The organism is Paenibacillus hunanensis (genome assembly GCF_034055775.1).
Classification (GTDB): Bacteria; Bacillota; Bacilli; order Paenibacillales; family Paenibacillaceae; genus Saccharibacillus; species Saccharibacillus hunanensis.
In genome coordinates this window covers 1,385,813-1,406,238 of sequence record NZ_CP139194.1, presented here as the reverse complement: position 1 = coordinate 1,406,238, position 20,426 = coordinate 1,385,813, and the positions used below count along the sequence as shown (strand labels likewise).

General features: G+C 44.8%; 23 protein-coding genes. All 23 read right to left on the bottom strand.

Annotation, left to right across the window (positions count from 1 at the left end):
- Positions 1 to 355: 355 nt before the first annotated feature.
- Positions 356 to 679, bottom strand: coding sequence for a hypothetical protein (locus SK066_RS05615; RefSeq protein ID WP_320543962.1), 324 nt, complete (start codon positions 677 to 679; stop codon positions 356 to 358).
- A gap of 301 nt (positions 680 to 980) precedes the next feature.
- Positions 981 to 1,466: a hypothetical protein gene (locus tag SK066_RS05610; RefSeq protein WP_320543961.1), complete on the bottom strand. Its 486-nt coding sequence runs from the start codon at positions 1,464 to 1,466 to the stop codon at positions 981 to 983.
- 36 nt (positions 1,467 to 1,502) lie between these two features.
- Complete coding sequence (locus SK066_RS05605) at positions 1,503 to 1,844, bottom strand: hypothetical protein (protein ID WP_320543960.1); 342 nt, start codon at positions 1,842 to 1,844, stop codon at positions 1,503 to 1,505.
- A gap of 16 nt (positions 1,845 to 1,860) precedes the next feature.
- Positions 1,861 to 2,130 (bottom strand): CPCC family cysteine-rich protein, encoded by a 270-nt coding sequence (locus SK066_RS05600; protein WP_320543959.1) that lies wholly within the window; start codon positions 2,128 to 2,130, stop codon positions 1,861 to 1,863.
- Positions 2,130 to 2,444 (bottom strand): hypothetical protein, encoded by a 315-nt coding sequence (locus SK066_RS05595; RefSeq protein ID WP_320543958.1) that lies wholly within the window; start codon positions 2,442 to 2,444, stop codon positions 2,130 to 2,132. The genes SK066_RS05600 and SK066_RS05595 overlap by 1 nt, the downstream gene beginning before the upstream one ends.
- 338 nt (positions 2,445 to 2,782) lie before the next feature.
- Positions 2,783 to 3,331 carry a hypothetical protein gene (locus tag SK066_RS05590; RefSeq protein ID WP_320543957.1) on the bottom strand — a complete coding sequence of 183 codons (549 nt, stop codon included), beginning with the start codon at positions 3,329 to 3,331 and terminating at the stop codon, positions 2,783 to 2,785.
- A 347-nt stretch (positions 3,332 to 3,678) separates the two neighbouring features.
- Positions 3,679 to 4,152 (bottom strand): contact-dependent growth inhibition system immunity protein, encoded by a 474-nt coding sequence (locus tag SK066_RS05585; RefSeq protein ID WP_320543956.1) that lies wholly within the window; start codon positions 4,150 to 4,152, stop codon positions 3,679 to 3,681.
- Between the two features lie 541 nt (positions 4,153 to 4,693).
- Positions 4,694 to 4,912, bottom strand: coding sequence for a hypothetical protein (locus SK066_RS05580; protein WP_320543955.1), 219 nt, complete (start codon positions 4,910 to 4,912; stop codon positions 4,694 to 4,696).
- A 453-nt stretch (positions 4,913 to 5,365) separates the two neighbouring features.
- A complete protein-coding gene (locus SK066_RS05575; RefSeq protein ID WP_320543954.1) occupies positions 5,366 to 6,433 on the bottom strand; it encodes a DUF4340 domain-containing protein in 1,068 nt (355 codons plus the stop codon).
- A 65-nt stretch (positions 6,434 to 6,498) separates the two neighbouring features.
- Entirely contained in the window at positions 6,499 to 7,908 is a 1,410-nt protein-coding gene (locus SK066_RS05570) for a GldG family protein (protein WP_320543953.1), read from the bottom strand.
- Between the two features lie 5 nt (positions 7,909 to 7,913).
- Entirely contained in the window at positions 7,914 to 8,633 is a 720-nt protein-coding gene (locus tag SK066_RS05565) for an ABC transporter permease subunit (RefSeq protein ID WP_188777041.1), read from the bottom strand.
- Positions 8,633 to 9,736: an ABC transporter ATP-binding protein gene (locus SK066_RS05560; RefSeq protein ID WP_320543952.1), complete on the bottom strand. Its 1,104-nt coding sequence runs from the start codon at positions 9,734 to 9,736 to the stop codon at positions 8,633 to 8,635. The genes SK066_RS05565 and SK066_RS05560 overlap by 1 nt, the downstream gene beginning before the upstream one ends.
- Before the next feature lie 440 nt (positions 9,737 to 10,176).
- Positions 10,177 to 10,890, bottom strand: coding sequence for a Tad domain-containing protein (locus tag SK066_RS05555; RefSeq protein ID WP_320543951.1), 714 nt, complete (start codon positions 10,888 to 10,890; stop codon positions 10,177 to 10,179).
- A 131-nt stretch (positions 10,891 to 11,021) separates the two neighbouring features.
- Positions 11,022 to 12,509, bottom strand: coding sequence for an S-layer homology domain-containing protein (locus tag SK066_RS05550; protein WP_320543950.1), 1,488 nt, complete (start codon positions 12,507 to 12,509; stop codon positions 11,022 to 11,024).
- A gap of 80 nt (positions 12,510 to 12,589) precedes the next feature.
- A complete protein-coding gene (locus SK066_RS05545; RefSeq protein WP_320543949.1) occupies positions 12,590 to 12,781 on the bottom strand; it encodes a hypothetical protein in 192 nt (63 codons plus the stop codon).
- Between the two features lie 54 nt (positions 12,782 to 12,835).
- Positions 12,836 to 13,093: a hypothetical protein gene (locus SK066_RS05540; protein ID WP_320543948.1), complete on the bottom strand. Its 258-nt coding sequence runs from the start codon at positions 13,091 to 13,093 to the stop codon at positions 12,836 to 12,838.
- Between the two features lie 47 nt (positions 13,094 to 13,140).
- Entirely contained in the window at positions 13,141 to 14,922 is a 1,782-nt protein-coding gene (locus SK066_RS05535; RefSeq protein WP_320543947.1) for a hypothetical protein, read from the bottom strand.
- Between the two features lie 33 nt (positions 14,923 to 14,955).
- Complete coding sequence (locus SK066_RS05530; RefSeq protein WP_320543946.1) at positions 14,956 to 15,399, bottom strand: TadE/TadG family type IV pilus assembly protein; 444 nt, start codon at positions 15,397 to 15,399, stop codon at positions 14,956 to 14,958.
- Positions 15,400 to 15,405: 6 nt separating this feature from the next.
- Positions 15,406 to 15,633: a hypothetical protein gene (locus SK066_RS05525; RefSeq protein WP_188777033.1), complete on the bottom strand. Its 228-nt coding sequence runs from the start codon at positions 15,631 to 15,633 to the stop codon at positions 15,406 to 15,408.
- 379 nt (positions 15,634 to 16,012) lie between these two features.
- Complete coding sequence (locus SK066_RS05520) at positions 16,013 to 16,936, bottom strand: type II secretion system F family protein (protein WP_188777032.1); 924 nt, start codon at positions 16,934 to 16,936, stop codon at positions 16,013 to 16,015.
- Between the two features lie 7 nt (positions 16,937 to 16,943).
- Positions 16,944 to 17,885: a type II secretion system F family protein gene (locus SK066_RS05515; RefSeq protein WP_320543945.1), complete on the bottom strand. Its 942-nt coding sequence runs from the start codon at positions 17,883 to 17,885 to the stop codon at positions 16,944 to 16,946.
- On the bottom strand, positions 17,875 to 19,221 hold the full coding sequence (locus SK066_RS05510) for a TadA family conjugal transfer-associated ATPase (RefSeq protein WP_320543944.1): 1,347 nt from the start codon (positions 19,219 to 19,221) through the stop codon (positions 17,875 to 17,877). Before SK066_RS05510 ends, SK066_RS05515 begins: the two co-directional genes overlap by 11 nt.
- Positions 19,187 to 20,404 (bottom strand): CpaE/TadZ family protein, encoded by a 1,218-nt coding sequence (locus SK066_RS05505; RefSeq protein ID WP_320543943.1) that lies wholly within the window; start codon positions 20,402 to 20,404, stop codon positions 19,187 to 19,189. The genes SK066_RS05510 and SK066_RS05505 overlap by 35 nt, the downstream gene beginning before the upstream one ends.
- Positions 20,405 to 20,426 lie beyond the last annotated feature (22 nt).

Here is a 20,426-nt window from a genome sequence, read left to right as displayed (position 1 = left end):
TCCGCTGCTTAAATTACAATATTGTATTACAAAACATTGTAGCGATTCGTAATTTTTTTGTTAAATTCCAATCTCAAGAGATTAATCCTTAACATCGAGAGTCAAACGAAAACCACAACGATTTGCTAAACTCTTATGTGGTTTCGTTTGACTTGAATGTTACATTTCAGCAATCTAATTTTTTATAACTGTATTAACAGCAAATTATGAACTCTCTCACATCATTTGTTGATTCTGAAATTCTGAATGAGAACGTGTTGTTCCACATTTACACAAAACTTAGCAGTAACATCATCCTCTTATCTAAAATCCTCTTTATTCTCTTATTTTTGACTGAATTATTTTTAGTATGGTATTATCCCATCCACAAAATAGTATCTTCTGTTTTAAATGCTGATGGTAGCTCTTTAATTAGTAAATCAATTCTGGAAAACATATAATCCAAATCATTATGTTGTAAATGAAGCTTTGCCCAATGTCTTAATTGTTCTAACTCATCAAGAATAGATTGCAAATCTTCTTTCTTTAATTCTATACCATTTCTTAGTCGCTTGATTTTCAATTCCTCGATTGCAGTTTGCCAAAATTCTATAAAAAATTCTTCTCGTGCCACCGGTATTTCAAACCCTGATTCAAATAGATCATCTGCTTTATTCATTCTAAATATGCTAACTGACATTAAGAACCTCCGAATCGAGCTGAAAAGTTATAACTCGGATATTTAATCTAAAGTTGATTAGTCTGATTTTGAACCGCCGTTCTTAAAGCTGGATTATCCGCACTTATCCTGAATACATAATTATTTATACTCTGAACATCACTAACAGTAGGAAGATTGTTGCTGCTATTTGTTGTAAATCTTATTGTAGTAGCATTTTGAATAGTATCAGGAGCACTTCTTAATTTCTCTTTTGAATCTCTGATCGCATCATTTATTTCTTCTTCAGAAATCTTCCATTTGAAGAACTAAATCAAACATTTTATAGTTGATTTAATATTGGGAGAGATTGATCGAACTTAGTAATTTTAGGCAAAATACATGTATTAAAATCTTCTATCGATTTCGCAGCAATACATAGCACTTTTGAATCGATGGTTTCAATAACATAAAAAACATATTTTGCATTCTCAATTGAATCCCCATTTTCCAATACAACACTTCTAAACAGATGATCTAAACTGACTACTTTTTGGATAAATTTAGTAGTGTCAGTTCTATACCACAGTATTTTTTTAAATTCTAAAAAGCTGGGCTTTAAATGAGGGAATATCCAATCATCCCCCATATAATACTTTAAAGAACACAAATATCTACTTGTCTCTTCTGATTCATATTTAAGGTTTTCCTCAAGTATAGCGAATAGTAATATATCATTTTCTTTTTTAAATAAGGACAATAACTGTGAAAGTTCAGCATCATTCAGCCTATCAATATCTTTTAAATAGTATATGGCTTCATAATTCATCAATTCATCTACGCTCCTATGATTGGATAGATATGTTCATTCTAAAGCTATTTTGAGCATCTGATGCTCTTCCTTACTTATATCGATTAAATCTATACCTAACAATGTATTGTCCTTTCCAAGGCGAAATAACACTCTATCGCTTCTCAATACCATCTCTACGTGATCTTGATTCATACAACAGGTATACGTTGCAATTATTCCATTACGATCCACCGCTTGCTTTGTAAGATCACACGCATTATAGTTCATTTGCGTCTGATTATTGTTGCTGTCGGCTTGGTAAGTAAGCAATATTTTTATGATCTTTGTATACAGCTTTTTAATATTGCTGAGTAAAATAATAAAAATAACCTTGAGAGGCTCCATACCAATCATGGTTATTTAACTCGTACTATAAATTGTTTTCAGGTAATTCTTCTTGCAATGGAGCCCTAACTAAATGTTTACGTTGTAGTTTACTAACACCAAATTTTTTATAATTCTCGATGGCTTGATTCAATGATATTTTATTAGCTCCACTCTCTTCGTCAGGTTTCAAATGAGCTGTATAATCAAACTGCCAAAAACATACATCGCAAATGTCTACAATAACTTCATCATCACTTTCAATTGTGAAATATTGACAACAAGGACATTGAATTCTTTTCATATTGGACTTCATTAGTTAATTTCTCTCCAATCCACATGGTTTGAAACAATGCTCACTTTACCAATATCATCAACACCTGTTAGAATAAATTCTAAATTTTTAGTTTCATTATTAAGTCTAATCTCCAGAATTTCATTACTATCTATTTGAAAGGAAGCAGGTTCAATCTTGAATAATTCTACCTGTGTAAAAAATAATATTCCTTCTTGCCGTTCAGGTTGAGATTCATCATAATCGGCTTGCTTCCACTGACATAGTTCAATTCTAATTAAAACTTCGTTTTTATCTGTTACATACTTGATATCTTCTATACTACTGTCATGCAAATTATAAGTTGCTAATAGCTCATTAGGTTTAATTTCATTCCCCTCCTATGGTTATGGAACCTTTTGCAACAGGCTTACCATAACTGTATGTTAATGTCTAAGGTGAGTAGGTACTATTATCGTAAAGAATACCGATACCATCTTCACACCCATTTATACAGATAATAATATAAAGTATTACTATCAGGCGGCTTCTTTCTTTAACAAAAACCGATCGCTACGGACAAATATATACGGCATAGATTTTCACATACCATCTGTCTAAAAATACGGCATTTGATATACAATAAACGTTTCAGAACATCACATACGCACGTTCAATTTCAATATTTTTTATTTTATGATAGCCATTCGTTTTCTAATTTATATGTATATTTTTCTGGATTCATTACATATTCACTACCTTTAATACAATCCTCTGTATCAAATTCCATCGTTGCTTGGCCTGTTGCATACAAAATCAGTTCTTGTTGTCCTCTATGCCATTCTAAAGTTCCTCCTAAAACATATTCTGCTCCACGATGTTCATTTGTAGTGGATGACCAATTACGATTTAAACGTACTGATTTTTTTCGATGATCCATTAGAAATTCATTTTTGTCTGGATAATATAAATAGACGGATAAATTACCAGACTGAACTCCTGTAATGGTAAGGTTTGTTTTTCCTATAATAAAAATGTCTTCTCGCATCATTGTAGGTCCCAATTCTGCAATGACGAATGGTTTTGTCTTGAAAAGTGGATATTCTTCTTGAATAATATGACATCCATATATCTCCATATGCACAGTATGGGGTAAGTGAAAATTAGCATAGAATGCTGTATACGCCACTTCCATAGAAATTCTGCCAAATAAAGAACCTGTTACATCTAATGTTATTCTCATTTTTAAAATCACCCTCCTAGCTTTCCTAATGTTATTTGTTTCATTGCTTCTGGCTGAATAGATGTTCCATTTCCGCTTGCATACCATGAATTATGGAAAAAACTTATCTTCATTTATCGTTTTACATACATAAAACAGAATGTACACAACTAATTATTTCACCTATATATAATTTTTTGTTTTAAAATCCTACTTTACTCATCCAATTTACATATATTTGCTTTGAACTTGTTTGAAATTAAACTATAAAAGCAACAAAAGTCTTTTAAGCCCCTTTGTCGCTTTTATAGTTCTCATTATCGTACTATTGACTTTTTAACACATTGTAACGTATTAAACTTTCATAATTACTGTAAGGCTAAATTTAAATTTTCAATAGCTTTTTTTATAGATTTTGCTAAATCAGCTTGATCTAAATCATCAAATCTTTCAGTATGATATGGAATATCGAGTTTAAAACTCTGTAATTTCATAAGAAATTCTTCCAAAAGCAATTTCAATTCTTTACAAAATTTTTGTCCTTCTGATTTCCATATATCTACACTAACCATACTAAATGATTCTAGAATTTCTCCATCTCCTAGAGAACCAGCCAAGGGATTTTTTTCTATTCTGTTTATAGCTTCTGGTACGATATAATCTAAAAAAATCTCCTGACGAATCAACTTGGCAATGTCACCATCTGTTAGTTCTTTTATTTTATAATCTTTAATATTGTCAATCCATATTGAAAGGGGGATTCTCTCATCTGGTTCATCATCAGGAATGCCCATCAATGAAGAAATTTTAGACAAACTTAAATCGCTATAATTAGTGTCCATATTCATTACTCCATTCATAATTTAAGAAGCGGAATTTTTTATGCGGTTGACTTTATCAACAAATTTTTGTCCTTGATCTATAGCATTTTGTACAGCTTTTTTAGTCACTTCTGAAGCTTATTTTTGAAAAGTAGGGCTTTTGAGAGCATTCTTTAGGTTGTATATAGAGTTATTCTGTATAACTTTGCATTAATTAAGATTAACGACTAAAGAATTTCCAATCTATGTAGTCATATTGGCTCGATTAACAACCTTTAATGTAACCCCATGTACAAATTCTCCAGGTACGACTTCACGCTTACCTTTTTTATTTTTCTTCGTGTATGGTGTGCCATCTGTTGTGATGTTGATATTATTCACGTAAAATCCGGACACATGATTGTTATAGTCGGGGTAAACTTTGTATACATCTTCACGAGATGCTCCCATATAGGCACGACCATGAAAGACTCCGTCAATATACACATCAATACGCTGGATACCAACTGGATCAAGATACCAACCCCAAAAGTAAGACCCCTTTGGCAGAAGAAACCGAGCTTTATGTCGTGGAGTCCAAGGTATACATAATCCTCACCCCCGCTTTTGCTGGTGTAGAAACTGGTGGGGAGATTGATGTCGGGTCTGTTACTGGCTCTGGAGCCGGTGTAGGCGCTGGCAGATTCACGACACTGCTATAATTTCCCTGCTCAACCTGCTTACTGACCAGATTGCCATTTTTGCCATAGGAATATGTCGTTTTTTGCGTCGCAGTATACATGACTGGTTTGACTATATTGGTTTCTGTTTCTCATTAATATGCAAGCTCATCTAATCAAACTCATAACAACCTAGCAAGCAATAGACATAGTCATTTTTAATATATATGTATTGTTAAGCCTTCGTACCTCATACTTGATGTTATTAATTCATTGTTGTACGAACTAAAAACGCGATTATATGGCTATCCTTATTTATTCAATATTATTATATAGACGCATTATCGACACTATGATTATAACGACTATTTTCAAAAATGGAAGTTTTTAATTTCCATAACCAAAATTTATTTTTCACTCCAATTACTTCTGTTAGTTAGGATAGAAAAAATCCCCTCTAGCTTGCAGCATCAAGTTACCATTCACAAATGATATCTTGTTCACTAACAACCCTAGAGGGGATTTATCTATTTAAAAACAGCTTAAAAAATCCTCGCCTTTGGAGCTATTTCCACTCAATCACTCTTCCCACTCAGCACATCCGCCGCTGTCTTCGCTGCCCTACTGATACTATCTGCTGGCAAGCGATATGCCCATTTACCTGTTGGTTCTACAATCCAGATATGGGTCGCATCATCTGCTGCTTGCCAGCCTGTATATTGTGATTGGCTGGAAGTCGCATCTGAGCCTGTATTGTCGTCACCATTTGTAGCCATCAGCTGCATCTCCAGTGTCAGCACGTGCTTATAGCTCTTGACCTTATCTGCTGCTACGGGTAGCTCGTCTGTAGGGATGTTTTTGATCGCATCGGTGATCGAGCCTGCCTCGGATGGGGTGATGGAGTGGTCGTTCAGGCTCCATTTATCCTGATTCGGATCGCCACCGCTGGATAGCTGGTGAGTCAGTGTCCATGTAGTCGTTGGCGCATTGCCCTTCCAGACCAGCTTGCTGAGCTGCTGATCATCCCAGCCGAATGGAGTCGTATCGATAAAATGGAACGCAGTCGCGCCCGCTAGATCATTGATCGTCTGTCCTGCCACCTGAATGATCGGGCCATCGTTCACTCTTGCATAATAATATTCACGCTCTGGTGTCTCGCTGCCAAACGATATTTCGAGCTTTTGCCCGTCCTTTGTCGTTAATACGATGCCCGGCTGTCCCTGTTCCATCCCGTATCTGGATACATCCTGTGGGGACTGCTCGACTGTACCATGTACAGTCGCTGATTCTAGCGTGCTTAGCCAGTCCTCGATCATATACGTATTCGCAGGATACGCTCCCGGCTGTGCAATCGTCCACTGATTATTATCATGCACTAGGGTTACATCCGCGGTGCTATTCGCCTTATCCGATGTACCACTGGTGCTTGCTTCTGCGTTACTATTCGCTGTGTCGTCCCCTGTACCAAGCGCAGACGGATGAATGACAATCTGCTGTAGCTCATTTGTACTCACGGTCAGTAGCTTCGTTTCCGCAGATGTAGTCTCGTCTTTCTTTTGAAAAAAGTGCTGCGAATACGCATAGCCCACGCCTGCTACCAGCACTAGCAACAGGATGATAGAAGGCAGTAGCTTTTTAACCATTCGGCTCTCCCCTTTCAAACGATCCGTATGCGTAAAGCACAGGGTTTATCCACTGTATCCAACCTTTACGCACGACGACGTCTCCACCACAGGAATACACCTGCCGCTACAAACAGCAGCGGGAAGACGATTACGGTTGAGATGAGGATTGCCCGTGCCTGTGGCAGCGTTAGTGTCGCTGTCTGATATTGATCCTGTGTCTTCGGACGGATCGTCACCTGGCTGTCGTTGCCCACCAGATAATTAATGCTGTTCACTGCAAAGTCGAGATTCCCCTGCTGCTGAATCGATTGATCCATCATAAAGGTGGAACCGCCAAGTACGACTGCCTTCGGCTTACCATCTGAGCTTCCTACCGCAAAGCCTAGATCAAATGGTCCTGCCAGATCGTTATTGTCACGCTCGGTCTTCGATTCGAGCAAGCCACTCAGATTCGTTTCACCATAGCTATTAGAGGTGGTCGTTAATAGCGGCGTGACGGTCAGACCCTGCTTGGCCTCCTGCTTGAGTGCAATCGAGAGTGACATGATCGTATACAGATTGCTGGATGCCAGCTTATCTGTAATCTCGTGGTTGCCGTACTCCGGTACAATCGTCAGTGGATCATATAGCGATTGACCCTTTGGTTCGACCGCTACGGCATGCGTATCGGTGATTCCATAGTCGTTCATTAACGAATCGATATTTTTCCAATCGGTTTTCGCCTTTTCGTTAAAGCCCAGCGACAGGAATAACTTGCCGCCTTTATTCATATATTCACGAATGACCTTTGTCTCTGCATCGCTCAGATCGGTCTGCGGAGCAACGATCATCAGCACGCTCGAATCTGTCGGAACCGCGCCCTCCTGTGCAAGAGATAACTCGGACATATTAATATTTTCTTCGCTTAATTGCTGTGCCAGTAAGCTGAGTGTAGCGGTATCGAATTCATTATGGCCGTTGAGCAGGTAGGCTTTGTACGTCTTGCTAGATGTAAGTGATAGTAAGCCAGACGTTAGCTTTTGCTCACCGGTAAACTGATATGAGCTTGCTTCGGATGAAGCGTCCTGTCCATCCTGCTGATCCGGGCTGGTGAACATATTGTAGATCTGAATCGCTTTGGTGCGTTCGCCTTGCTTGAGCACAACCGTGCTTTCAGCGACGCCATATTGACGTGCCAGCTCTGGATTTTGCAGCAGATCGTATTGCTTGACCTTCAGCTTGTTGTTGATTTTATGATATTCCTGTAGCAGGTCGGTCACTTCGCGTGTATATACCTGTGCATCCTGTGGATTGATGAATACCATCGCTTCCACTGGCTCGTTAATTGCTTTTAATGTACTGATCGTCTGATCGGACAATGTATTTTGCCTATTTTGGGTCAGGTCCACCTGAAAGGTGCCCAGCGAATTTAGAAATAAGGTTAATACGATAAAAATGCCAATCGCCGCAATAGAAATGACGGTTGCGTTTGTACGAGAAATCCATTTGCCCATTTTCATTACCTCCACCGCTTCCGTTCCACAATCTGGATGCTCAGTACAAGGAATAACGCAGCCAGTGTGATGTAATACAATAGATCAGGGCCATGCAGCACGCCTTTGATCATATTGTTCAGGCGACCGGATAATGAAAATGGAGCCAGCCATTGCTGTAAGCTGGAGCCTGTCGCGCCGGAGGCGAACGAATCCATCAGCCATAATGTCAGCAAAATAACAAAGCCGATCACTGCCGAGACCATCTGATGCTGTGACAGACTCGATGCGAACAGACCAATCGCCATCATCGCTGCACCGAGCAGGAAGACACCTAGCACGGATAAGAGCAGCAATGTAATATCCAGCTTGCCGAAAAAGGACATCGTGAGCGGATAGACCATATTACACAGGATAAGCACGATCAGCAGTCCGAGTGAGGCGAGATACTTGCCCAGCACAATCTCGGTTGCTGTCACAGGCGAGGTCAATAGTAGCTCATCGGTCCCCTGCCGAAACTCCTCCGACATAAGTCGCATCGTGAGCAGTGGGATGACAATCAGCAGCATGAATATCGTATCACCTAATATAAGACGATAATCGATGATGCTCGGCTGATACACGACAAAGCTCACATAAAACATAATGCTGGATAGCAGCACATAGACGGCTATCGCAAAATAGGAGGTCGGATTAAAAAAGTATAGCTGTAGCTCTTTGGAGCAAATCGCCCACATTCGTTTCATCAGGCGCGATCCTCCTTGTTATTCATTTTATTAGACGCTTTGTTAGAAGCTTTGGTGAGTGGAGTGAGTTCATCCTTCGCGGGTGTTGCTTCCGTCGCTGAGGATTCCGCAGCAGGCGAGTCACTGGATGACAATAGCTCGACTGTAGCCGACTCTGGCGTTGATTCGCTTGTTAGCTTCAGGAACACATCCTCCAGACTCATGCTTTCTCGGCGCAGCTCCAGAATCGGAATACGTGCTTCGCCCAGCGCCAGCGATAGGCGCTCACGGAAGTCGGTTCCGTCTTCACCTTGCAGACGGACACGAATAAGCTGCTCCTGCTGCTCATCGGGATCGGTTAGTACATAATCCGTCTCTGACCAGCCCCATCCATCCAGCAAGGTATGCAATGCGGCAGGACGTGATTTTACTTCTAGGGCAACCTGGAACTTATCGTTCAAGCTACTGTCTAGCTGATTCGATGGGCCATCTGCTACGAGCTTTCCTTCATTAATAATGAGCACACGACTGCACAGTGTACTCACCTCCTGCAAAATATGTGTACTTAGCAATACAGTATGCTGTTCGCCTAGCTCACGAATCAATTGCCGAATCTCCACGATCTGACTTGGATCGAGTCCAGAGGTCGGCTCGTCCAGTACGAGCAGATCGGGCTTGTGAATAATCGCCTGTGCCAGACCGAGACGTTGTTTATACCCTTTGGACAGGGAGCGTACAACTTGTCGCTCGCGTCCTTCCAGACCGAGTCGGTCGATCATTTCGCTAATGCGTAGCTTCTGCTGACGTGCAGGCACATCACGCAAATCTGCCACAAAACGCAAATAAGACATGACGGTCATGTCTGGATATAGAGGCGGCGTTTCCGGTAAATAGCCAATTTTGCCACGCGCCTTGCGGGATGGCTCATGCATCGGCAATCCGTCGAGCCAGATTTGTCCTGAGGTTGGTGTTAAATAGCCTGTAATCATGCGCATCGTCGTCGTTTTGCCCGCACCATTCGGACCGAGAAAACCAACGATCTCACCGCGTTCCATCTCAAAATCAATTCCGTCCACACTGCGTCGCCGATCAAAATGTTTGCTGACTTGCTGGACTTGAAGCATCGTTATTTCCCCTCCTGCCAATTCCTGCCCGGATCGCTTCTACCTAACCGTTCGTACACCGGGCATGGATAGGTTCCAAAAACCTATTTTACTATATCCGACAAACTATAAAAACAGCTTAAAATACAATAAAGGAAAGCTTAAAAGGTCTGTTCTCGTAAAAGATAGCGAATGGAAGCGATATTTAGGAAGCAATACGAGCCTTTTGTATGGCAAATTGGGCGTTATAACAGAGGTTATGAAAGACTTTACGACAGACGCTATGCACGTAACATCATAGTCCGACTAGCACCGCACAATAACACAAACAGCCCCCAGGGGAGAGAGCCTGTGAGCTGTTATCCTTTCATATCTAACTGGATGTATAGAGTGTGCAGTTCCATATACTTGCGTACATCTGTCGGTCTGTTGTTGTATTTCTACACCTGGCAGTCACCATTCTACCAGCGGATCACAATCGGTGTCTTGGTGCTCACATCAATCGGAATATCCTTGGAGCCGATGCCTGCGGCCGAAGCAGCCATAATATTTTCCTCCAGACCGATGCTGTCCAGACTGAGCGTGCGTGCAGCGGTTAGCTTGAACTTGGGCTCACGCTCTACTGGAAAGGTCATGCTTCCCTCTGACGTGTCGCCTCCGTTAGCATCAATCGCTCCACTTGCTGCTGCTGAGATTTGACCGGAATATTGTACGATGCGCTCGTAGAGCAGATCGCCATTTTTACTGGCGGTGAATTCCTCTGCAAAATGTGGCTCTTTGACTACGAGCGGCCAATCCTTTTCCGAATCGTAATCATCGTCCAGCAATACCTTTTCTAGCTCCGGTGTCTCGATATCCTTTTTGATCAGATCATCCAGCGCACCACCTGCTTCGGCACCAGCTTGCTCCTTCGCATCCTTCAAATACTCCTCCAGCGTCTCATCAGCACGCTCCTCCAGCCCAAGCTCGTATTGCTTCTTCACTTCCTGAATGGCGGTGAGTGAAGCGGCATCGGCAATATTTTGCGCCTGTCTTTTCTCGATGAATACGGTGAAATAATAAAACATGAACGCACTACCTAGAATGACAAAAGCAAGCGTGGCAATCGTCAAAATCGACATACTGCCTCGCTCATTGTGCATCCGTTCACGGCAAATGGTGATCCATTTGTTCATACATATCCTCTCCATTGTTCGTCATCCGGCACAAGGTTAGTTCAGCAGCCCGTCAGTAAACGAACAACCGCTCATTGGCCTGTACTGCGGTGACAGATCGACTGCTACTACCGACGTGTTTACTTACATGTTTATGACTCCGTATATTCGACCAGCCACTGTGCTGCTTCCGCGCGCGATACTGCTGCCTGTGGTTTCAGTAGCGTCGTGAAGCCGAACACATTGCGATAGGTTGGCTCTCCATATGCAAAGGTCGCCACCGCACGAATATACGGCTCCTTATTACTATAGGATGCACCAATCTCCTTCGCATCGCTAATCGTAAACAGTGAATCCTGCACGGTGGATAGTGCAAGCACAGGCTCACGAACGCTGTCCATCTGCTGATACCATGCCCACAATACCGTAAGCTGCTCACGAGTGAGCGGCTGATCAAGCTTCAATTCATTGTTATCTACAGCAGGTAGCAAGTCAGCCTGTCTCAGCTTATCTACCAGCGCATAATCTGGATCGGTATTCTGCACATCGGTAAAGGCTGGCGGTGGCTGATCCGCTGGTGTTAACTCCTTCGGATCATACTGATACATCCAGCGGATAAAATCACGCCGTGTAATCGACGTATACGGCTGAAAATGACCCTGCCCATCCAGAACAGGGATACCGGAGCTGATCAAGCGCGTGATCTGCCATTGTACCGGACTGGTGGCAATATCATTGACGGTCACGGTCTGTGTCGCCTGCTGTGCTGCCATCGCTTCTGTGGCTTCAGTTTGCAACTCTTTGGTCACTTCATTCTGCTCCTGCTGCTGTTCCGCCATAACTGTATTTTCTACGATCCAGCGCGCTGCCTGAGCACGTGTAACCGCCTGCTGTGGCTCCAGCTTATTCGTCACGCCAAATACTTGCTCCAGTGGATGCTTATCCTGATTGGCATAAAAACCAACTGCCGCTACATACGTATCCGAGATTTGCGTTCCATCCTTGTACTTCTTGAGTGCAAACTGTGTCACTGACGAATCGACAATCGGATTCGTCACACCGCGTTCGCGCTCATACCAGCCCCACAGCAGGGTCAGCTCCTGACGGGTTAACTCCTTATCCAGTTGCATCGTACCATCTGGGAATCCGGTAATCACACCAGCAGCCTGCAAGCCTTCAATCAATGCATAATCCGGATTACTTGAATCCACATCGCTAAAGCTTGGCTGACTCGCCAGCTTCGGCTTGATATGCTTATTATCATAGCCATACATCCAGCGAATGAATTCAGAGCGAGTGATCGGCTGATTCGGTTCAAAGCTAGCTGGATTGTCCAGCTTCACCGCGCCGGATTGCAGTAACTTCGTGATCTGTTGCTTTTCCGGTACGCTACCAATATCATCAGGCAGCTGGGATGCAGGAGAAGAATCACTGGAGGAGGCTCCTTCCACGACAACCTTAACCGGAGTTGGAGCAGCCAGCGGATCAGCTGTAGTCGTACCTTGCTCCTCTGTACCTGTTGCTTCTTGTCCTGTAACCGTTTCACTCGTACTGGTTGCTGGTGGTGCAGCCTTATCTGTACAGCCCGCAAGTAAAGCGACGACCAGTAGTAGTCCTAGAGATAATTTTTTGTTCATCATACTCACTTCCTGCCGTGTCATGGATGTAGCTAATCATCATACTTAAGTATGAATCGTTGATACAGTATATACAAGCTCCATCAATATCCATAATAGATTAGAGCAAGCAATACAAGCGCCAGACCCGCAGACAAATATGCGACCTTCCGACTGCCCGACTTTCGCTTGGCTTCATCTACAAGTACAGTACCTCCGCATTTGCTACAGGTGATCTCCTTGCGATGAATAGCTCGGCTTGAACGATCTCCGCAAGACTCACATCGGTATTCCATTCGTTCACTCCCTATCTTCGCTTGGCTTACTCAGGTTATATCTGAAAACTCGCCCTATTGGGATAGCCGCCAGATCAGAACAATGGTATAAAAAACCGCTGCCAGAATGAGCTGAATACGATAACGCTGTTTATCATGCGAATCTGCCTGAATGTAGATGCCGATACTGACGAGCAGATTAGGCACGTAAGCAAGCCCTAATAGTATGATTCCCGTTGAAAAGCTAACCAGCTTTAAATCCCCGCCAATATAACTAATCACAAGTAAACCCAGAACAAACAAGATCAGGGTTGCGATCTGCCATCTGTCCATCGTTTTCCTATCTATATTCTTAATCGACTGAATCATCATTCATCACCTCATTTAGCCGAAGGCTTGGATGCACCTTTGTTCTGAATATCCCCTCCATTTTGCGGAGTCTGGGAGGCTCTGTCCAGTATTTGATTTACTTCATTGTTCGTTGCAAAATTCGCAATCTTTTTCACCGCGTCCAGCGTTTGCGTTAATGTCTGAACAGGTAAATCATTTTGACGCAACAAAGCTTCCTGGCTTGGCGTAATCCGCATTAAGCCTTGTTGATTTTTAATCTTCTGTTCATTATTCCATAGCGTGATAAGTCCTTGATTTGTTACACTTCTCTGACTTGATGAGAACGGACGCGTAACGACATCCACTTTGGATTTTTCCAGGTCGAAGTGTGACGTACCGATGTTAAACTTTATTCTGAATTTCTTTAAAGCTGAACTAAAAGCTGGCGTAAACATAAGACTTGAAATAAAGGTACCTTGAACTTGCTCTCCCAACGATTTATCTTTGTTCGTTTTCGGATCAATCTGATGCTTGGCAAACGTTGTAATCACGGATTCTACGAGTCCAGATGTAAAGGCAGATACGTTTTTACCAAGTGTGCTTTTGACGCCCACTTTTAGCAAGTCACCCACTTTTGAAAAGAGCAGCGAGCTTGCCAAGCTTTGTCCGATAATGACACCCGCATCAGATAACGTTGGTAACCTTGGATTAGCCATAAAAAAAGTAGCCGTGTTAAAGCTCAAGTTGATCCCAAATGTCCAACGGAATGCTCTACCTTTGATCGTCGTAAGAAGAGATTTGACTGGTGAACGTAAACCCTGCATAAAGCTACTACCGAGTCCTCGAAAATACGTAAGAGCTCTCGTTCCCGCTGTGCGAAGCGCTCCTTTGATACCTTGCTGCGTGACTAGCTTCCATGCTCCTCTAAAAGCAGCCCCGACCCCGGACGTTCCAATCGCAAGTGTAGCTGCGGCTGCAAAACCGCCGATTTTGAAAGCATCCCAAAATTCAAAATTGTTACCCGCTACAAGGGCATAGATACCTCCGGCCACAGCGCCCACGACCAGCGCAGCGATTAGCACAGGAACGGATATCGGTGCACTCAGTACAAATGCCGCGACAAGAGCAACTGCCCCTACCACAACGACAGCACCGAGTAATCCAGCCCCTGCTCCTTTGAAGAAGTTACCTACACTTCCCCATGGATCGGCCTGGATGTTAGAGATGGCCTGGTTAAATCCATCTGTGATCTTGTCCCACCAGGAACGATTGTCCTGATTCGCACCCTCTTGATTGGCACCATCCTGATTATTGCCAGATTGATCGTTATTCGGTGTAGTTACTGCATTTGAATCATTGCCTGGCGTCTGTATGCCATTCGGATTCGTACCCGATCCGCCGGTTCCATTTCCAGCAGGGGGTGTGATGACACTCGTTCCTGGCGTTGTTACGCCTGTTGAGCTATTACCACCAGACTGTCCATTTCCACCTGTATTGCCTGTATTCGGATTCGCGGGCAATGTGCCTGTTCCAGAAGAATCGGAGTTACCATTTTGCCCATTTCCATTACCTGGTTGACCGTTGCCACTGCCTCCATTTCCAGCTCCATCCTGACCGGATGGCTGCTGAGACGGCGGCGGTGGGATCGCCACATCGGTCGACGTATCCTGCGGCGTCTGGTTCCGATCCTCGATCTTCATTTCGCTCAAATGCGAATTGATCGGCGACTCGGCTGGAGCAGCCATGACGAACCCTGGCATCAACATCAAGACGAATAGCACAGCTAACGCTGCCGCTCCTATTCGGGATGTGAAGCTTCGGATAATAACCACTTCCTTTCCGCCTGTCTTATGATGGAATCAGCATTATTCATTATCATCGGGTAATTCTTCTTTTCGTACCGTTGCACTGGACGAGATTGGAATCGACAGCCCGGATGTATCGAACAGATTGCTCGATAGCATCGGCGATTCCAGTGTGACCTTGACGGTGACGTATGTATCGCCGCCAGAGGAGTATTCGGACTTGCTCATCTCGGCAATCTTATAATTCCCTGCAAAATTACGCACAGCTGTCTGGTAGCCAGATTCACCAGATTGCTCAACCATCGCGGCGCGTGCGCCCTCCATAACTGCCTGCTTCACGGTGACGGCGGTAATTGCTGCCGAGGCGAATTGAAAGACGATCAATACCATTAAAAAGAACAACGGTAGCACACCGACGAACTCAATCGCCTGCGCGCCCCGTTCATTGCCCAGATGTTGCCGGACGATCTGTACGCCATGTTGGATCTTTGTTTTGATTCTCATTTGGAATCAGCCACCAATTTTAATTTTGTCGATTGCCTCTTTTACTTTATCTACCAGCGTGGAAGCAATACCTCCGCTTTCTTTACCAAACAGACTCATCAGTGCAATGATCAGCACGACAACAACCGCTGCAACGCCAACGTACTCAATCGCTTGTGCACCTTTTTCGTTACGTGTGTATTGACCGATTGTCGAAGCTTTTGCATACAGGTAGGAGCATACTTTGTTCATCATTTGGGTTCACCCCCTTTCAAATGGTTGGTTGTGGCGGCATAGCAGAGACCACTTCGGGGAGGAATAAGGGAACGGACTCGGGTGGAGCCGCGGGAATCTTTTGGATGAGGTGTAAATGAAGATTCCCGCCCCTCCAAAGTCGTCCTTTTCCCTTATTTCCTCCCCTTCGTTCTGTGCTGGCGCCACATTGTGGTGGGTTAGCAGTGAAGGGATTAAGGCAAGTGCTTTAAACATTTACTTCAAATATTTAAGTTACTTCATAGGAATTCAATTACTATTTACTTGAAATGCTTCTTTATAGTGCCGTATATAGACCACTGTTTTGCAACCATATTCTTATGCACTTTTATGGCAATGTATTAGTATTACATCTCTATCCTTACTGCAACGCGTCCCAGGAGATGCCGATGCCTTCTGGGTTGTAGATGAAGTTGAGGACGAGCAGGCCGACGATGCAGAGTAGGACGGCGGGTAGGATTAAGAAGCTGGTGATCAGGGTGACTTTTGGGCCGGCTTTGGCTGCTCGTTCTTTCATGGAGCCGATTCGTGTCTCACGCATGTCGGTGGATAGGAGCTGGAATGTTTGTGAGATCGGTACGCCGAGTCGGCTTCCCTGGACTAAGGAAGTGACGAGTGTTTCTAGCTCGCGGCTCTGGTTGCGGTTCATCAGACGGACGTAGGCGTCGTCTCTTGCTACGCCGATATCTAGCTCCTGCTGGAAACGAACCAGTTCTTCCTTGAGTGGACCTTCCATATGGGAGATGATCTGGCGCATTGCTGGTTCCATCGGAACACCGGCTTGTAGCGATACGCTCATCGCATCCATAAAGTCTGGCAAGTCCAATCCGAGTCGTTCCTGACGTTCCTTTGCAGCTCCGCTTAGCCAGAGGGATGGGAAGACCAGCCCTGCTAGAATGAACAGGATGAGCACCAATCCGTTGCCGAAGCCGAGCCAGACAAGCAGTGTTCCGAATAATAGGCCAGCAAACACACACAGAAAGCGAAAGCCATAAAAGGAATCCAGTCGCAAGCCGCCGGGATGTCCGGCGAGCTCGATCTGTCGCTCAATCCGTGTAGGATTGGTGAACAAGCGGAATCGTAGACCGAGCGGAATGAGCTTTTCTGACCAGGAGAAAATTCTTTTTTTGAAGCGCTCGCTCAGGGTGACCTTTTCTTTCTTTTCCTGAACCATGCCGAGCTTTTTGCGCAGGTTCAGCCGTTTTAATTGATAGCGCCAGTAGAAAAAGACGGCAGCTCCCCACGATAGCAGCGCTGTATACAAAAATGTATTCATCCATATCATGATGTATTCACGCCTTTATATTGGTTACTCTGCGAATCGCCAGGAAGCCGATCAGCATCAGGATGACAACGACGACGAGCAGGATCAGACCGGGAATCGTAAATAATGGTGTAATAAAGCCTTTGAACACGATATTAAAAGCAACGACGAGAAAGACAGGCATCAGCGCGAGTGTGAGCGCGATATAACGCGATTCTGCGGTCTGGTTGCTCAGCTCCTTGTTCATACGCTCGCGTTCTTCCAGCGTGCGAGCCAGCTGATCCATCGCTTTCGCCAGATTACCACCCGCCTGTCGCTGAATAGTGACGGTCTGGATGAGTAGACGGATATCTCGACTTTGCAATCGTTCGCCTAGCTCGCTCAGTACGGTGTCGATATTGCTACCGAGCTTGAGCTGACGCGACATCTCCTGAAAGAGCGGGCCAGCCGGTGCTTTCAGCTCACTGGCTACCATGCCAATCGCCTGCTGGATACTCATGCCGGCGCGAATGGAGCTGCCGAGCATACGGCATACTTCTGGCAGCTGACGATCAATCTGAGCGGCGAATTTACGCCGTCTTGCCTTGAGCCAGCGCGAGGAACCGATCGTGACAACAAAATAGGCAACGATCATATCCATCGGAAAACGCAAGCCCAGCAGTACATTGAGCAGATACGTGATCACGAATAAGAGTACACATTGCAGCAATACATAATTGAAGCCCGACATGCGTACATCGGCACCCATGAGCTTCTGCTCCCATTCCTTCCCATAGTCAGAGCCATGAAAGCGAGTTGCCAGACGCAGGTACATATTTTTGCGGCTTTTCACTTCATCGGTGTGCAGCTCCGCTAAGCGTTTGCCGAGCTGCTTGCTCTTTTTGCGTACACCGGATAATTCAAATACAGCCAGTGCACCTGCAACTACAGTTAGAAACAGTACGATTAGAAAACCTGTCTCAACCGTCATGAGTAACCGCCTCCTCTGCTGGAGCGAAAAAGTCTTCTCCTAGCTCGTAGCCGAATACAGATAGCTTCTCCGCACAACGCGGTACATAGCCTGTCGTGACAAAGCCACCCCGGATACGTCCATTCGTATCTGTCGATAGACGGCGGAATCGGAAAATGTCGTGCAGCTGAATTTCGTCATTCTCGCTGACCGCTTCAGCAATCGACACGACCTTCCGCGTACCATCCGATAAGCGAAGCGTCTGAATGACAAGCTGAATCGCAGACGAGATAAACGGACGAACGACCTCGGCAGTCATTGAAGCATTGTTCATCAGAATCATCGCTTCCAGCCGGGACATCGCATCCTGTGCACTGTTAGCGTGAATCGTCGTTAGAGAGCCTTCATGACCGGTATTCATCGCCTGTAGCATATCCAGCGCTTCACCGCCGCGCACCTCACCGACAATGATGCGGTCAGGACGCATACGCAGTGCATTTTTCACGAGCTGACGAATGGTGATTTCACCAGCCCCCTCCATATTGGCAGGGCGCGCTTCCAGCGATACGACATTTTTCCGATTCAAGCGTAGCTCTGCCATATCCTCAATCGTGATGATACGCTCACCGATTGGAATGGCTGCGGATACGACGTTGAGCAATGTCGTCTTACCACTACCTGTACCACCGGAGATGATAATGTTCATTTTGGAACCAACCGCGGCTTCGATAAAATCAGACATCTTCGATGTTAAGGTACGAAAGCCCATTAGATGATCGATCGTGTACGGATCTTTTTTAAATTTACGAATTGTAATGACCGGGCCATGCAGGGCAATCGGTGGAATAGCGGCATTGACACGACTGCCATCCTCCAGACGTCCATCGACAAGTGGTGAGCTTTCGTCGATCCGGCGTCCAATCGGTGCGACGATCCGATCGATAATATTACGGATATGCTCATCATTTTTGAAATTGATCTCGGATAAGGTGATCTGTCCCTGACGCTCGATATATACTTCGTTCGGGCCGTTGACCATAATCTCGGTAATATCATCATCATGCAGCAGCGGCTCTAACGGGCCGAAGCCGACGGAATCATCGAGAATCATATCGAGCAGGCGCGTTTTGTCCATCTGGGTAATGATGACCTTTTCCTGATCCATCATCTCGGTGATCAGCTTCTCAATCGCACGCCGCTTCTGATAATTGGGCAGCTTGATCAGCTGATCGAGATTCGTTTCCTTGAGTAGCCGCCCCTTGTAATGATTGAACAGATAGTCAATATAATCGAGCGGCTTCTGCTCCTCGACCTGCTGTTCATCAAGCCTGCTGCTGAGCTTGCGGAAGATCGACACGGCGTTCGCCTCCTTCCCGTCCGGTCAGCGCTGATTGCAGTTCAATGAACTGCTTGATGGGACCTTTCAGGCTTTTTAGCTTTTCCTGACGCTCCATAATGAGAGGAAGCCCCAGATTCGCACTGGTCTGTAGCTGTCCCTTCAGATCCTCGGAGATCGAGCCGAGCACAGGCAGATTAATAATCTTCTCCAGATCGTCGCGTGTCACATCGGAGCGACGACTATGCTTGTTAAGGATCAGCGCGATCTGACTAGTATCAATCAGATGATAGCGATCCAGAATATTCAGTACACTTTTCAGACTCAGGATCGACGCACGATCCAGATTCAGCACGTAGGCAAGCTGATCGGTTTGACTAATCGCACTAATCGACACTTCATTCATCTCATGCGGCAAATCCAGAATGATATAGTCAAAATTCTGACGACAGACGCTGAATAGTAGCTCCATATCGTCACTCGTGAAATTCTCTGCTTCCTGCGGGTGAGCAGGCGATAGCAGCAAGTTCAGATTGGACGAATCGACCCGATATAGCACACTACTGAGCTGGCTAAAGGTAAGCTCGTGCAGTACGGACTTCAAATCTCCTAGATTCCGTTCAAACGCAATGTCTAAATAATGCTGAATGCCACCAAATTGTAAATTCAGGTCAACCAACAGCACGCGTGCATCTTGATTTTGCAATGCCATTGCCTGGGCGACGTTTACCGCAATCGTCGTCGCTCCAGATCCGCCTTTACTACTGTAGACCGAAATGATTTTGCCACCTGTGGCTCCCTGCTGTGCATGTGGACGCTGATCGGCTCCGCGTAGAGCAAGCTGCGCCGCCTTGGTCAGTACCTGCTCCAATTGCTCCAGCTCATCAGGAATGCGCAGGATGTCCGCCGCTCCTGCACGATACATTTCCCGAATACGTTCAAAATCTCCAGTGCGACTGAGGAAAATGACTGGCGCGCCTGCATTCACCTTTTTGAGCTGCATCACAATCGGTGCCAGCTCCATCGTCTCTTCTGGCTCCGCGAATAAAATAATGCGCGGTTCACGCGGATGAATATGCATATAGGCTTCTCGCGGCTTCTCAATTACCTCACCCGTCTGCATGTTGTAAAAATGAATACTTTGCACAAGCTGCTGGGTGAGACGCTCATTACTCGAAATGATCGTGACCTTTACCGTAGACAAGTGAGTCCCTCCTTTGATTCCG